The 14,489-nt window shown below is 69.1% G+C and carries 15 protein-coding genes; 9 read left to right on the top strand and 6 right to left on the bottom strand.

What is annotated here, in order from left to right; all coding sequences use genetic code 11:
• Positions 1-31 precede the first annotated feature (31 nt).
• A complete protein-coding gene (locus tag ACFWYM_RS01355) occupies positions 32-253 on the bottom strand; it encodes a hypothetical protein (RefSeq protein ID WP_384828627.1) in 222 nt (73 codons plus the stop codon).
• A gap of 78 nt (positions 254-331) precedes the next feature.
• Positions 332-2,131 carry an SGNH/GDSL hydrolase family protein gene (locus ACFWYM_RS01350; RefSeq protein WP_384828625.1) on the bottom strand — a complete coding sequence of 600 codons (1,800 nt, stop codon included), beginning with the start codon at positions 2,129-2,131 and terminating at the stop codon, positions 332-334.
• 233 nt (positions 2,132-2,364) lie between these two features.
• Between ACFWYM_RS01350 and ACFWYM_RS01345 the strand changes: the two genes are divergently transcribed.
• The 8 genes from ACFWYM_RS01345 (at position 2,365) to ACFWYM_RS01310 (ending at position 7,616) form a co-directional block, all read left to right on the top strand.
• Positions 2,365-2,631 carry a hypothetical protein gene (locus ACFWYM_RS01345; RefSeq protein ID WP_384828623.1) on the top strand — a complete coding sequence of 89 codons (267 nt, stop codon included), beginning with the start codon at positions 2,365-2,367 and terminating at the stop codon, positions 2,629-2,631.
• 145 nt (positions 2,632-2,776) lie between these two features.
• Entirely contained in the window at positions 2,777-2,902 is a 126-nt protein-coding gene (locus ACFWYM_RS01340; RefSeq protein ID WP_384828622.1) for a hypothetical protein, read from the top strand.
• A 17-nt stretch (positions 2,903-2,919) separates the two neighbouring features.
• Positions 2,920-3,354, top strand: coding sequence for a VOC family protein (locus ACFWYM_RS01335; RefSeq protein WP_384828620.1), 435 nt, complete (start codon positions 2,920-2,922; stop codon positions 3,352-3,354).
• Positions 3,355-3,791: 437 nt separating this feature from the next.
• On the top strand, positions 3,792-4,229 hold the full coding sequence (locus ACFWYM_RS01330) for a DUF6278 family protein (RefSeq protein WP_384828618.1): 438 nt from the start codon (positions 3,792-3,794) through the stop codon (positions 4,227-4,229).
• A gap of 172 nt (positions 4,230-4,401) precedes the next feature.
• The gene (locus ACFWYM_RS01325) at positions 4,402-5,145 is read left to right on the top strand and encodes an amino acid ABC transporter ATP-binding protein (protein ID WP_384828616.1); all 744 of its coding nucleotides are present in this window, start codon (positions 4,402-4,404) and stop codon (positions 5,143-5,145) included.
• A 16-nt stretch (positions 5,146-5,161) separates the two neighbouring features.
• Complete coding sequence (locus ACFWYM_RS01320; protein WP_384828613.1) at positions 5,162-6,082, top strand: glutamate ABC transporter substrate-binding protein; 921 nt, start codon at positions 5,162-5,164, stop codon at positions 6,080-6,082.
• A gap of 11 nt (positions 6,083-6,093) precedes the next feature.
• On the top strand, positions 6,094-6,738 hold the full coding sequence (locus ACFWYM_RS01315; RefSeq protein ID WP_384828611.1) for an amino acid ABC transporter permease: 645 nt from the start codon (positions 6,094-6,096) through the stop codon (positions 6,736-6,738).
• On the top strand, positions 6,735-7,616 hold the full coding sequence (locus ACFWYM_RS01310) for an amino acid ABC transporter permease (protein WP_384828609.1): 882 nt from the start codon (positions 6,735-6,737) through the stop codon (positions 7,614-7,616). Before ACFWYM_RS01315 ends, ACFWYM_RS01310 begins: the two co-directional genes overlap by 4 nt.
• 57 nt (positions 7,617-7,673) lie before the next feature.
• Here ACFWYM_RS01310 and ACFWYM_RS01305 read toward each other — a convergent pair whose 3' ends face one another.
• The 4 genes from ACFWYM_RS01305 to ACFWYM_RS01290 form a co-directional block, all read right to left on the bottom strand.
• Positions 7,674-9,302 carry an alpha/beta fold hydrolase gene (locus ACFWYM_RS01305; RefSeq protein WP_384828829.1) on the bottom strand — a complete coding sequence of 543 codons (1,629 nt, stop codon included), beginning with the start codon at positions 9,300-9,302 and terminating at the stop codon, positions 7,674-7,676.
• Between the two features lie 113 nt (positions 9,303-9,415).
• A complete protein-coding gene (locus tag ACFWYM_RS01300) occupies positions 9,416-10,609 on the bottom strand; it encodes an Ig-like domain-containing protein (RefSeq protein WP_384828607.1) in 1,194 nt (397 codons plus the stop codon).
• A 211-nt stretch (positions 10,610-10,820) separates the two neighbouring features.
• Positions 10,821-11,414: a snapalysin family zinc-dependent metalloprotease gene (locus ACFWYM_RS01295; protein ID WP_384828605.1), complete on the bottom strand. Its 594-nt coding sequence runs from the start codon at positions 11,412-11,414 to the stop codon at positions 10,821-10,823.
• 248 nt (positions 11,415-11,662) lie between these two features.
• Positions 11,663-12,424: a hypothetical protein gene (locus ACFWYM_RS01290; protein WP_384828604.1), complete on the bottom strand. Its 762-nt coding sequence runs from the start codon at positions 12,422-12,424 to the stop codon at positions 11,663-11,665.
• Between the two features lie 104 nt (positions 12,425-12,528).
• On the opposite strand from ACFWYM_RS01290, the gene ggt reads away from it, so the two are divergent.
• Positions 12,529-14,343, top strand: coding sequence for a gamma-glutamyltransferase (gene ggt, locus ACFWYM_RS01285; protein ID WP_384828602.1), 1,815 nt, complete (start codon positions 12,529-12,531; stop codon positions 14,341-14,343).
• Positions 14,344-14,489 lie beyond the last annotated feature (146 nt).

Raw genomic sequence — 14,489 nt, 5'->3', positions numbered from 1 at the left:
CCGCGACCCTCAGGGCGGCACGCCCCAGGCGTCAGTTCCAGGGTTCCTGGTCGGGGTCTTCACCCAGCACCTTCGCTGCCGCCACGCAGAGGTCACGGCCGTAGATCTGGTTGCTGCCCCACTCGGAGCCCCACAGGTCGGTCGCGGCCTGGGCCACGGAGCGCCAGGAGAGGTCCTCATCTACGCGCCAGATGCGGATCTGAGCGGCCATCTCGGCCGTGACCGTCGCCGGGTCCACAGTGCTCTGCGTCATTCCACCGACCGTACGGGCTCGGCGGGGAGGGCGGCCACCGGAACTGGGCAGGCTCAGGAGCTGGGGAGGTGAACCGAGCTACCGCACCAGCGACGTGAGATCCACGGACTCCGCCAGCGCGGCCAACCCGGCATCCCCCGGATGCAGATGATCCCCACTGTCGTACGAGGGCAGCATCCGCGCCGGATGCGCGGGATCCCGCACCACCGCGTCGAAGTCGAGCACGGCGTCGAAGTCCCCACCGCTGTCCCGCACATACGCGTTGACGGCCTGCCGCGCCGCGTCCACGCCGGCCGCCGAGCACAGCGATTCACCCTCGCACGGCGTGATCGTCGCGCCCACGACACGCAGCCCGCGCGCATGCGCTCGCTGTGTGATCTCCCGCAGCCCGGCGATGACTTGACCGGCGGACGCACCCCACCGGACGTCGTTCACGCCCTGGAAGACGACGACCGTACGCGCGGACGTCTGCGCGAACACATCCCGGTCGAGGCGGTGGAGCGCGCTCACGCCGCCGGTGTCGGTGGAGACCCCGTCACCGGGATAGCGGTCGGAGGTCACACGGTTCGCGGAGATGCCCTGGTTGAGGACGCCGTAGCGGGGCACGTCGTCCTGCGCCAGCAGACGCTTGGCCAGGACGTTCGGCCAGCGCAGGTTCGCGTCCTGCGTCGACTTCTCGCCGTCGGTGATCGAGTCCCCGAGCAGCACCACAGAACCCGGACCGCCGCTCACGTCCACGCCGGTGAGCAGCGGCCAGCTGGTGATCGTCGAGGTGAACGAGGCGGCGGAGCCGTCCGCCGCGTGGTCGCCGGGCTCACTCACGTACGAACGCTGGACGGCCAGGCGGTGCAGGGGCGCCGCGGCGACGGTGTCGGGGAGATGGAAGCTGACGAGGAGGTTCGCGTCGGCGGGCACGTCGAAGGAGAGCGGATCGCTGAAGGACTGGGCACCCGCCGGGATCTCGGTGGCGCCGCGCCCGCCGAACGACAGCGGCACCGGCTCGCCCCGGGCCTCCGCGCCCGCCTCCTGCACGGCGACGCTGGCGCTCCCGATGCGCACCGGGCTGCCCGCGAAGGTGTTGTCGAGACGGATGCGCACGCGGGGGCCGCCGGTGCTGGTGTGCACGACGAGCCGCACGGTCCGGTCGGCCCACGGCCCCACGGCCGGGTACCCGGCGGTCGAGGCGGACCACGTCCCCGTCCACCCCTTGGTGGCCGCCCGCACCGAGAGGGCGAAGACGTGCAGACCGGAGGCGCGGGGCAGGTCGACCGAGGTGACCTCGCGGGTACGGGAGACGGGCACCGTGACGACGTACAGCCGGGCCTTCTCGGTGAGTTGGCCGGTCGGGGTGTTGATGTGGGGGAGCGCCACGGCCTTGGTGGCGAGGGGGCCGGAGCGCCAGTCGGGGGCGATGAGGCGGTAGCTGCCGCGGCCACCGTCGGCGTACCGGACCGTGCCGGTGCCGCCCGCCTCGCCCGCCTCGCCCGCGGTGCCCGCGACGAGGAAGGCGAGCGCGTCGCCACGGCCGCGCACCCGGACCTGCTGGCCGTCCGCGCGGACGTTGTCGGGCGCGCCCGGGACAGTGCGCGGGATGCGCAGGCGCGCCCCGTCGACGGCCAGGGTGCGCCCGGCGGTCCAGCCCGCCGCGGAGAGGTCCTGCGCGGAGAGCGAGGAGCCCGAGCCGTCGAAGTCGGCGGCGCCGGGGTGGGCGTCGTCGCTGACGGCCCGGTTGTCGAAGAGCCGCTCCAGGGGGAGCGGCCCGGGTCTGGCCGCCTCGCGGGCACCGCCTCGTACAGCTGCGGCTTCGGCGGTGGCGAGTGGCAACAGGCCCGCGAACAGGGCGAGTACGAGGGCCGTTCCCCAGGTGCGTCGGTGCACGGCGGACTCCTCCTACGGGCGCACGCGGGGTGCGCGGGTGTGCTGACGGGTGGCGATGGGTGCTGGCAGGTGCGCCATGAAGGTAAACGGGTGCGCCATGAAGCTAAGGAGGCGGCAGGGGCGCGTCAATGTGTCGGGCGTGAGCCGCGGGTGAACGGGACGCGAACACGCCCACAGGCCACCACGGCCGCGCCCGACAGGCGTGTTCGCAGGCTCTCCCTTACCGTCGAGTCATGAACTCTGCGCCCCGCAGCTTCGAGGTCTCCCTCTTCGCGAACCCGGTCGGCGAGGACCCGACGACAGCCAAGCCGCCGCACGCACTGCGCTCCGAGACCGTGGAATTCACCGGACAGCTCGGCGAGAGCGGCTACCCCCACTACGAGGGCGGCGGCCTCCAGGTCGACATCGACCCGCAGGAACGCACGGTCGAGGCCGCCACCGTGGACGGCGAGGAGCTCACCTACGGCTGGCGGATCGCGGTGACGGGACCGGAGTCCTGAGCCACATCGAGAAGCCGCTTCCCCCTTGTCCACGGGACAGGGCGTACCTTCCCGAGTGATGGCGTACCTTCCCGAGTGATCGAGTCACCGAGTGATGGTCATCGAGTAGGCCAGTGTTCGCACCACTGGTCGGGAAGGCACGCCCGTGCTCAGTATGGTCAACGGCGACGGCACCGTCCCGAACGGCGCCCCGATCGGTGAGATCGTCAGCGCCGGGGCCCGCTCCGGACGCGGACACCTCGTCGAGCGTGCCGAGGCGGCCACCGCATGAACCGGCCAATGCACGGCATGCTGCATCACATCGAGCTGTGGGTGCCCGACCTCCACCGCGCGCTTGCCTCGCTCGGCTGGTTACTGGAAGCGCTGGGCTATGCCCTCTCCCAGAGCTGGGACGGCGGCCGCAGCTGGCGGCTCGGGCCGACCTACCTGGTCGTCGAGCAGTCTGCGGCCCTCAGCGCCGAACAGTACGACCGCCGCCGCCCGGGCTTGAACCATCTGGCCTTCCACGTCGAAGACTCCGCCGCGGTCGAGAAGTTGGTGACCGATGCCGCCCAGCACGGCTGGCGTCTGATGTTCCCCGAGCAACATCCCTACGCCGGTGGCGGACAGCACTACGCCGCCTATCTGGAGAACGACGACGGCTTCGAGATCGAACTCGTCGCGATCGACCCACCCGAGCTTGGTTCGGGCCGTCGGCGTCCCGGCAGTGAGTCACAAGCGTGAACGTCCGCGCAGGTCAGGCGCGTTGACGCCCCCCCCGTGACTGGGTGCGGGCGGGCTTCCTGGTGCGTGGGGTGTGCCGGGGCCGCCGCGTGGTCAACAGGCACGGCGGCAGTGCCTGACCGTCGCCGGGGCGAGCACCGCGGACAACACCCCGGTGACCCTGTGGAAGTACCGTTCCGACCAGCAGTGGGACCTCATCCCCTCACCCTGACGCACCTGCCGCACGGGACCGGGTGTCGTGGAGCCTCCTCAACACCTCAGGTCCGTGCGGAAGTTCACCTCTCCAGTCGTCTCTCCGGCGGCCTCGGCTGTCGGCCGTTCCGTCAGGAGAGTCGTGTTCATGACCCAGGATTTGGATGATTCCGTGATGAACTGAACCAAGTTGCATTTCATGACACGGGTAGCTGGGCCGGAGAGGCATCACGGAGAGGTCGCCGATGAACATCCCCTTCCTGGACCGGTGGCGCAAACGCCACACCGAGTCCGACTCCGCCCTCGCCACCGCCTTCGAGGACGACCCGGACGGCGTGGCCGAGCTGCTCTCCGAGTGTGAGCTGTTGCGCTCCCAGGCGGGGGCCGCCGGGCTCGAACTCGACGACTCCGCCGCCTCGTTGGCCGCTCTCGACCAGCTTCTGCCGCGCTGGCGCGACGATCCCGAGGTGCTGCCCTGGCTCGGCAACGACGCCGGGCTCTACCTCGGCACGGTCATCGTGCGCACCGTGCCCGGCGCCCACTGGCACGTGTGGCCGGGTGGCAGTCCCGTCGTACGGCTTGCTTCCGGGCGGGAGATCCAGGTCGTCGAGGCGGGGCTCGACTGGGCCGTGCACGGGGCGCCCGAGCTCTCCCAGGTGCACGCCGAAGCCTCCGAGGTGTGACCGCCCCGGTCGCCTACCAGGTCGTGTACCGGGTCGCGTAAGGCCGAGTAACCTCCCCGTTATGTAGCCTCAAATACGGTTAATGCCCATAAGTGCGTGTCGTCCAATAAGTCCCGTTTTTGCGTGGATAGTTTGCGCGGACGTACACAGCAGAGAGTGGGCAGGTCGTGCCATGGCCGTCGATCCGTTGATCGAGCTGCGTGATGTGAACAAGTACTACGGGGAGCTGCATGTCCTCCAGGACGTCAACCTCACCGTCGGCAAGGGGGAGGTGGTCGTGGTCATCGGCCCGTCAGGGTCGGGCAAATCAACACTCTGCCGGACGATCAACAGGCTGGAGACGATCCAGTCGGGGTCCATCCAGCTGGACGGCCAGCCGCTGCCCGAGGAGGGCAAGGCCCTCGCGAAGCTCCGCGCCGAAGTGGGCATGGTCTTCCAGTCCTTCAACCTCTTCGCCCACAAGACGGTCCTCCAGAACGTCTCCCTCGCCCAGGTGAAGGTGCGCGGCCGCAAGAAGGACGAGGCCGACAAGCGCTCCCGCGAACTCCTCGAGCGGGTCGGGCTCGCCGCGCACGCCGAGAAGTTCCCGGCCCAGCTCTCCGGCGGCCAGCAGCAGCGCGTGGCCATCGCCCGCGCCCTCGCCATGGACCCCAAGGCCCTCCTCTTCGACGAGCCGACCTCGGCCCTCGACCCGGAGATGATCAATGAGGTCCTGGAGGTCATGCAGCAGCTCGCGCATGACGGGATGACCATGGTCGTCGTCACCCACGAGATGGGCTTCGCCCGGTCCGCGGCCAACCGCGTGGTCTTCATGTCGGACGGGCGCATCGTCGAGGACCGCGCCCCCGAGGACTTCTTCACCGCCCCGGAGAGCGAGCGTGCCCGGGACTTCCTCTCCAAGATCCTCAAGCACTGACGGGGGTGAACCGCTCTTGAGAACGACCACTGCGCGCCGTGCGGCGCGGACCCTCGCGGCCCTGGTGCTCACCGCGCTCGTCGCCTCCTGCGGCAAGTCGGGCAGCCCGCCCGTGAAGGGGCCCAAACCGGAGCAGCTTCCCAAGTACCAGGTGGCGCAGGACTTCCAGCTGCCGCAGTCCGGGACCTGGAAGAAGGCCAAGCGGCGCGGGCACTTCGTCGTCGGTGCCAAGGAGGACCAGCCGTATCTCGGGGAGAAGGACCCGGCCACCGGGAAGTACTCCGGCTTCGACATCGAGATCGCCAAGATGATGTCGGCCTCGCTCGGGCTCGACCCCAAGGGGATCCAGTTCAAGACCATCGCGTCGGCGAACCGGGAAACGGCCCTGCAGAACGGGCAGATCGACTACTACGTCGGCACGTACACCATCAACGACAACCGCAAGAAGCTCGTCGGGTTCGGCGGCCCGTACTACATGGCCGGGCAGGGGCTGCTGGTGCGGCACGACGAGGACGACATCAAGGGGCCGCAGGACCTGGACGGGAAGAGGGTGTGCTCGGCGGCGGGATCGACGCCGTACCAGCGCATCCAGAAGGACTACCCGAAGGCGACCCTCGTCGCGTACGACACGTACTCGGTGTGTGTGGACAACCTGCTCACCTATCAGGTGGACGCCGTCACCACCGACGACGCGATCCTCATCGGGTACGCCGCCAAGGTCCCGGACGAACTCAAGGTCGTCGGCAAGCCCTTCTCCGAGGAGCCCTACGGGATCGGGGTCCCGAGGAGCGACAACGCCCTGCGGTTCGCCCTCGACGACGCCCTCGCCGCCCGCGAGAAGGACGGCGACTGGAAGAAGGCGTACGACGCGACGCTCGGCCTCTCCGGCGTCCCGGCGCCGCAGCCGCCCGCCATCGACCGCTACCCGGCGAGCTGAGGAGGCGTCACGTGGACGTACTGACAGACAACTTCTCCACCTTCGGCAAGGGCTTCGTCGGCACCGTCGAGCTCACCGTGTACGCCTCGGTCCTGGCGCTCGTGCTCGGCTTCCTGATGGCCTCGTTCCGGGTGGCGCCCGTCGGGTCCTTCCGGGTCTTCGGCACGGCGTGGGTGACGGTCCTGCGCAACACCCCGCTGACGCTGCTGTTCTTCGCGGTGCTGCTCGGCCTGCCGCGCTTCGGACTCGTGCTGCCCTTCAAGGTGTTCGCGGTCCTCGCGCTCGGCTGCTACACCTCGGCCTTCATCTGCGAGGCGCTGCGCTCCGGCATCAACACCGTGCCCCGGGGCCAGGGCGAGGCGGCGCGCAGTCTCGGCATGACCTTCGGGCAGACCCTGACGAACGTGATCCTGCCGCAGGCGTTCCGCTCCGTGATCCCGCCGGTCGGCTCCACGCTCATCGCGCTCGCCAAGAACTCCGCGATCGCGGGCGCGTTCAGCGTCACCGAGCTGCTCGGCACGTACAAGACGCTCAGTGAGCTCGGCTACAACATCATCTGGACCTTCGTCTGGATCGCGGTCGGGTACTTGATCATCACCCTCGCCATCAGCGCGATCTTCAACATCCTCGAGAAGCGCTGGGGAGTCGCCCGATGAAAGCCCTCGACCACAGCGCCACCGCGCTCTACGACATCCCCGGCCCCAAGACGGAGCGCCGCCACAAGCTGTACGGGCTGCTCTCCACGATCGTCGTGCTCGGCCTGGTGGCCTGGATCCTCTATCTCCTGTTCGACACCGACCAGTTCACCGCCACCAAGTGGACTCCCTTCGAGTACAAGGGAATTCAGGAGCTGCTGCTGCGCGGGCTCGGCAACACGCTCAAGGCGTTCGCGATCGCGGCGGTCCTCTCGCTGGCCCTGGGGACGGTCCTCGCCGTCGGCCGGCTCTCCGATCACCGGCCGGTGCGCTGGGTGGCCACGCTGATCGTGGAGTTCTTCCGCGCGATGCCCGTCCTGGTCATGATCTTCTTCGTCTTCGTGGCGCTGAAGGTGCAGCCGCTGCCCGCCCTGGTGGCCGGCCTGACGCTCTACAACGGCTCCGTGCTCGCGGAGGTGTTCCGCTCGGGCGTCAACTCCGTCGACCGGGGGCAGCGGGAGGCGGCGTATGCGCTCGGGATGCGCAAGACGCAGGTCATGGCACACGTCCTCGTGCCGCAGGCCGTGCGGGCCATGCTGCCCGCCATCATCAGCCAGTTGGTGGTGGCCCTGAAGGACACGTCACTCGGCTATCTGATCACCTACGAGGAGTTCCTCCATGCCGGGAAGCTGATCGCGTCGAACCTCGACTACGATTTGCCCTTCATCCCCGTGGTCATGGTGATCTCGCCGATCTACATCGGGATGTGCATGTTGCTGTCGTGGTTCGCCCAGTGGGTGTCCAAGCGTCAGCGGCGTAATCCCAAGACCGAGGCCGTGGAAGTCGCCCCGGCCGAACCAGGGACGCTGCTGCCGAGGGGGGTCCCCCCTGGTCATTAAGACCTTGGGGGAGCAGTAGCCAACGTAGGGCCATGCCCGCCCGGCAGCAGCCGGTGATCACTGCTCGCGCAGGGGGATCGACACGTATGACGGGTCGTTCTTCGGCGAGGAGAAGGTCAGCTGTGCGCCGGTCGGGTTGTGCTCGATGTAGAGCGGGTCGACCGTGTCGACGACCAGGGCGAGTTTGTGTCCGGCTGGTACGTCGTAGGCCGTGGAGAACAGCTCCAGGTCCACGCCGAACGACTTCCCCGGGGTCTTCCCGTGGAAGGTGTACGGCGCGTTGGTGACCAGCTTGCCAAGGCCGAGCGGGCCCACGTCGTAGAGATGGGCGACGAGGGTGCCGCTCTCCTTGGTGGGGGTGAGCGTGGTGTGCAACGTCGTTGTCCCGCGCACGCGTTGAGGGGTTGCGTACCTCTCGGACTGCCAGACCGCGGTGTGCTTGCGGGGCAGCAGTGGGATCGACGCCATCGGGGGAATCTTCAGGAACTGGTCGAGGGCGTTGGAGAGGATCGCGATGCCGCCGTTGGCCCCCGAGTCGACGTTGGCGCCGATGGTGGTGGTGCCGCCCAGGTCGATCTTCTTCTTCGTGGCGCCCACCGACTTCCAGTCCGGATAGCCCTCATATCCGCCCGTGGAGCGGGACTTGAGCTGGACCGGCTGCTCGCGGTCGATGCCGTTGTCCGCACCCTTGAGGTAGTGGTCGAACCAGCGCCGGGTGCTGGTCCAGGTGTCGTTGGGGAGCCCGAGCAGGCCGGTGGCCTCGGCGGTGGCGTGGTCACCTGGACGCAGTTCGAGCCGCTTGGGACCGGTCAACTTGCCGTAGAAATCGGCGTATTGATTGGGATTGAAGAGGGTGTCGCCCCATGCGTTGCCCAGCATGACGGCGGCGCCGTTCTTGTTGATCCGGTCGACGTAGGTCGCGGGGGAGCGCTTCTTGCCCCACGCGATCATCTCGTCCTCCTTGTCGAGCTTCGACCCGAGGAAGTCCTTGAGGGTCTGCTCGAGTTCGGGGCTCGGGCGCCCGGTGAGGTAGCCCGCGCCATCGAGGAGGGCGGCGGCCTGGAGGTGCTGGGTGCGCCCGCTGTAGATGGAGTCGATCAGATCGCCCCAACCGCTCAGGGCCGCAACTGTCTTGACCCGCTTGTCGTGTCCGGCTGCGAGGAGGCTGATGCCCGCGCCGTACGAGACGCCCGCCATGCCGACCTTCCGCGGGTCGGCCGGGGTGTTCGCGAGGGTCCAGTCGATGACCTTGGAGGCGTCGGCGATGTCCTTCGGCCCGGCGGTCTCGATCTTCCCGCCCGACTGCCAGAAGCCGCGCGAGTTGTAACTCACGACTACGTAGCCGGAGTCGGCGAGCTTCTGGGCCTGGGCGACGTACTCGATCTGGGGCATGGCCCAGCTGGTGGGGAGGACGATGGCGGGGTACTTGGTGGCCGTCTTCGTGCCCGTCTTCGTGCTTGTCGCGCCCTTGGCTGCGTCCTTCGGGGTGAAGACGTTGGCTTTGAGGATGGTGCCGCCGTCGCCGGGGATGTCGATGAAGCGGACGTCGGCTGAGCTTGCCGTGGAGGGTTTCTGGGCGGGCGCGGCCTGGGCTGTGGGGGCCAGGCCGAAGGCGGCGCCCGCGATCAGGGTCGCGGAGACGCCGCCCACGGCGGTCGTGCGCGCGGTGCGGTGCGGGTGTCTCACGGGTGTCACGGGTCACTCCCACTCATCGTTGAAGTGCAAAGTGACTCGACGGTAACCATGATTGTTTACCGGGGGTAACCCGTCGGTAAGTTACGCCCCGGTAACGATAGTTGCTACTTGAGGGCGCTCTTCGCCTGCCAGTCGCCCCACTTGATGTTCCACTCGCCGTAGCCGTTGCCCGGGTCCGGGACGCCCTTCGAGCCGCTGCCGGTGACCTCGAAGGGGTCGCCGATCTGGACCTGGCCGTACATCCAGGAGGCGTTGGCGTCGCTCATGCCGATGCAGCCCGAGCTGTGGTTGGTGTTGCCGAAGTACGAGGCGTTCCAGGGGGCCGCGTGCGCGTACATGCCCGACCAGGTCAGGCGCATCGAGTAGTCCACCATCTTGTTGTACGAGTCCCCGAGGCCGACCGTCTCGGAGCGCATGTTGATCGTGCCCTCCTTGGCCATCAGGACGGAGATGCCGCCCCACGACGCCTTCTCGCCGCCCGGGGTGCCCGCCGACATCGGCACCGTCTTCACGGTCTGCCCGTCGCGCATGAGCGTCGCCTGCTTGCTGTCGAGGTCGACCTTGACGAGCTGGTTCTTGCCGATGGTGAAGTTGGTGTCGTAGTCGCGCACGAACCAGCCGCCGTCGCCGCCCGAGTCGATGCCGCTCAGCTCGGCGTCCAGCTTCACCTTCGTACCGGACTTCCAGTACTCCTTGGGGCGCCAGTCGACGCGGTCCTTGCCGGAGTAGTCCTTGATCCAGCCCCAGGAGCCGGTGGTGTTGTTCGAGGTGCTGACCTTGAGGTGCTTCTCGACCTCGGCCTTGTTCTTGACCGGGTGGTCGAAGACGATCGACAGCGGCTGGGCGACGCCGACGGTCTTGTCCTTGCCGGGGGTGAGCGTCAGCTTGTTGACCTTGTCCGGGGCGGCCGTCTTGAACGACGCCTTCGCGAGGCCCTTGTCCGTATCGGCCTCGACCTTGTAGTCGGTACCCGGGGCGACCTTGCGGTCCGAGGTCCAGGTCTTGCCGTCGGCGGAGACCTTGCCCCCGAGCTTGCCGCCCTTGGCGTCGGCGACGGTCACCTTCTTCAGCTTGCCGTTCTTGGCGCTGACCTTGACGGGCTGGCCGGCCTTGGCCTGGTCGCCCTGGAGGTTCACGGAGATCTGCGCCTTGTCCGCGATGTCGGCCCCCGCCGAGCCGCCGCCCGAGCAGGCGGTCAGGGCGGCGGCGGCCACGGCGGCCGTGCCCGCGAGTACCGCGTGCCGGGTGCGTATCCGGGAGTGCAGCGGGCGGCGGCTCGAAGAGCGGTGGTGCTTCAAGGGGACGTACCTCCGTGCGAACGTGATCTGCCCGGAGAGAGGGGGGTAGGTCCCCTTGGGTTGCTTGTTGCCCGGATTTTCACAGCTTCGTCATGGATTGGCTGCGTCTCGTGACTGGGTCATTGCTGGGAGTGGTTGCTGTCGTGGCGGCGGGGGGGCGATGTGAGCGGATCTTGGCGCGGACCTTTGAGTTCTGGTTGTGGGTAGCCGGTCACTGCGAGGTGACGGGAACCCGGGCGGGCCAGACGTCGATCACCACGGGGTGGTGCTGCGGGTGCGTCATCGGGGCGCCGGCGGCGTAGTTGCCGTCGACCCGTGCCGCCTCGGCCGCGTTGGGCTTGGCGTTCTTGCAGGATGTGCCGGGGCCGTGGCCGGACATGAGCTCCGAGCAGGGGCCGCTGTAGTGGTCGGGCAGCCCGAGGATGTGGCCGGTCTCGTGCGCCGCGATCCGGGTCGGGTCGTGGCCCTCGTCCACCGCTTGCTGGCCCAGCTGCACCTCGCCGCTGCCACCGGGGAAGATCGGCCCCAGCGTGGCCTGCGGCCAGCCGCCGGTCGCCTCGTAGACGAAGTCGGCCGAGCCGGGGGTGGGCGCCGGTTCGAGGCGTACGTTGTGCACCGCCTCGTTCCAGTTCTGCACGGCCTGCTTGATCGGGCCCGCCCACTGGCCGGCCGCGCTGGCGTCATAGGTCAGGGTGACCACGGCCGGGGCGGCGTGCGGCGCGGGGTGCGCGGCAGCAGCGACGCCGACCGTGGAGCTCAGCAGGGCGGGGATGAGTGCCGTCAGGACGGCTATGCGCTTCCTCATGAGACTGATGCGCCTCCGTGAGTCTCAGGTGTTGCCCGCAGTAAACGAGGTCATCGTGGTCATGACAAGCTTTGTGGCGGTGCTCGCCCCCGGCTGCTGTGAGGTCGACTGAAAATGCACCGCAGGCCGGTGTGCGGGCCGGGGGTAGCTGGGAGACAGGTCGAAGCCCTGCCGCCCGCAGGGATGGCAGGGCTTCGACCTCCGGGGGAGCCGTGGAGGCGGCACTTCCACCGAAGGGACCGGCGCCATCACTTGGCGCGATGCGCACCCTTGCCGTTGGCGGCCACCGGCGGCGGAGTCTGGGCGGCGCGCGTCACGTCCGCGACCAGCTCGACGACATCCGGGCCGTACGCCTGGGAGTTGACCACCTTCAGCAGCAGCACGAAGGCGTTGCTGCCGTGCTTGCGGGAGAGGCGTTCGTGGTGGCGGGCCAGATAGCGGGTGGCGGCCTGGCTGGTGACCGCGCGCTGGCCGCAGAAGAGGAAGACGGGGCGGGCCTCGGTGCCCTGTCCGGCCGTGAGGCGGGCGAGGAGCACGTACTCCGCTATGCCGCCCTCGAGGCGGTAGCGCTCGCTGCCGATCTGGAAGGCGCCGCGGTCCGGACCCGGCTCCGGGTCGGTGTTCACGCGGACGCCGGGCAGGAGCGAGTGCATGTGCGCGGCCATGCGCCGGTTGGCCGCCGGGCTGCCGACGCAGAACTCGGTGCGCTCGCCGAAGCTCTGCTGGGCGGCGTCGTGCGCGATGAGCTGGGCGTGGGCGCCGCAGTCCTTGATGAGCGCGGCGAGCTCCAGGAGCGCGGACACGTCGTGGCGCACCACGGTGAGCTCCGGTCCGCCCGCGTTGTCGCGGTTGACCACGAGCAGCGATTCGGAGTTGTCGGGCAGGCCGAAGAAAGCCTGTTTGCGGCGGAGTCTTCGTTTCCACAGATAGGTGCGGGCGAGCCAGCCCAGCACGGCACTGAGGCCGACCGCGATCAGGCCGAGGACGATATTGCGCACGTCTTCAGTCATGGGGGCGCATGCTAGCGGGCCATGGGATCGGTGTTCGAGGGGGACCTGACGCGCGTGGGAACCCGAAGTTACGCTGCGCAGACGCCTGTTGACTGGAGGTACGAATGCGCCACGCTGTCGTACGGAATCTGACGCTATTGGCGGTCGGTGGGGTATTGGTGTCGGTCGGTGCGGCCGCGCCCCCTTCGTCTACGCGTTCAGCGGAAACGGGCTCGTCGCCGGAGAAGGTGCCGGTTGCCGTCGGGTACGGCGGGGCCGTCGCGAGCGTCGACGCCGATGCCTCCGCCGCGGGGATCGAGGTCCTGAAGAAGGGCGGCAACGCTGTGGACGCGGCGGTCGCCACGGCGGCCGCGCTCGGTGTGACGGAGCCGTACTCGGCGGGTGTGGGAGGGGGCGGCTACTTCGTCTATTACGACGCCAAGGCCCGCAAGGTCCACACGCTCGACGGGCGCGAGACCGCGCCGCTCACCGCCGACTCCGGCCTCTTCCTGGAGAACGGCAAGCCGCTCCCCTTCGAGGACGCCGTCACCAGCGGCCTGGGCGTCGGCACCCCTGGCACGCCCGCCACCTGGCAGTCCGCGCTCGACTCCTGGGGCAGCAGACGCCTCGGCGCACTGCTGAAGCCCGCCGAGCGCCTCGCCCGCGACGGCTTCACAGTCGACCAGACGTTCCGCGCGCAGACCGAGACCAACCAGAAGCGCTTCGCGGACTTCCCCGCCACGGCGAAGCTGTTCCTGCCGGGCGGGCAGCTCCCGGTGGTCGGCTCCACCTTCAAGAACCCTGATCTGGCGCGCACCTACAAGGAGTTGGGGGAGAAGGGTGTCGGTGCGCTCTATCGGGGCGGGATAGGCAGGGACGTCGTACGGACGGTGAACAAGCCGCCCGTGGACCCGGCGTCCGGCCGCAACGCCCGCCCCGGCGACCTGTCGCTGAAGGACTTGAAGGCGTACGAGGCGAAGCGGCAGGCGCCGACCCGCACCTCGTACCGCGGGCTCGGGGTCTACTCGATGGCGCCTTCCTCGTCGGGTGGTACGTCGGTCGGTGAGGCCCTCAACATCCTTGAGCGGACCGACCTTTCGAAGGCGACGCAGGCGAAGTATCTGCACCGCTACATCGAGGCGAGCCGCATCGCCTTCGCGGACCGGGGGCGCTGGGTGGGCGACCCCGCCTTCGAGGACGTACCGACGAAGGAGCTGCTCACGCAGAAGTACGCGGACTCGCGCGCGTGCCTGATCCGCGACGACGCGGTGCTGACCAGTCCGCTGGCGCCGGGCGACCCACGGCACCCAGCCGGGTGCGGGGGCGGCGGGACCGCTGCCCCGACGACGTACGAGGGCGAGAACACGACGCATCTGACGGCCGCCGACAAGTGGGGCAACGTCGTCTCGTACACCTTGACCATCGAGTCGACGGGGGGCAGCGGCATCACGGTGCCCGGCCGTGGCTTCCTGCTCAACAACGAACTCACCGACTTCTCCTTCGCGCCCGCCAACCCGGCCGTGCACGACCCGAACCTGCCGGGGCCCGGCAAGCGGCCGCGGTCGTCGATCGCGCCGACCATCGTGCTGGACAAGCACAAGAAGCCGGTGGTGGCGCTGGGGTCGCCCGGTGGGGCGACCATCATCACGACGGTCCTGCAGACGCTGACGGGGTTTGTCGACCGCGGGCTGCCGCTGGTGGAGGCGATCGCTGCGCCGCGCGCGAGTCAGCGCAACGCGGCGCAGACGGAGCTTGAACCGGGGCTGTGGAACAGCCCGTTGAGGGCCGAGCTGGAGAAGCTCGGGCACTCCTTCAAGCAGAACCCGGAGATCGGGGCGGCGACGGGTGTGCAGCGGCTTCCGGGCGGGAAGTGGCTCGCGGCGGCGGAGAAGGCACGGCGGGGCGGGGGGTCGGCGATGGTGGTGTCGCCGGGGAAGTAAGGAGAGGGGGAGGGAGTAGGCAGCTGTGAGGGGGGGGCGGGGGGGGGGGGGGGGGGGGGGGGGGGGCGGGCCCCCCCCCCCCCGCGGGGCCGCGCAAAAGGTGGGGTTTGTTTTAAAAAAAAAAAAAAAACACAACCACAAAAAAT

Source organism: Streptomyces sp. NPDC059009 (assembly GCF_042740175.1).
Classification (GTDB): Bacteria; Actinomycetota; Actinomycetes; order Streptomycetales; family Streptomycetaceae; genus Streptomyces.
The sequence above is the reverse complement of the archived record's forward strand: the minus strand, read 5'-3'. Positions and strand labels throughout refer to the sequence as shown.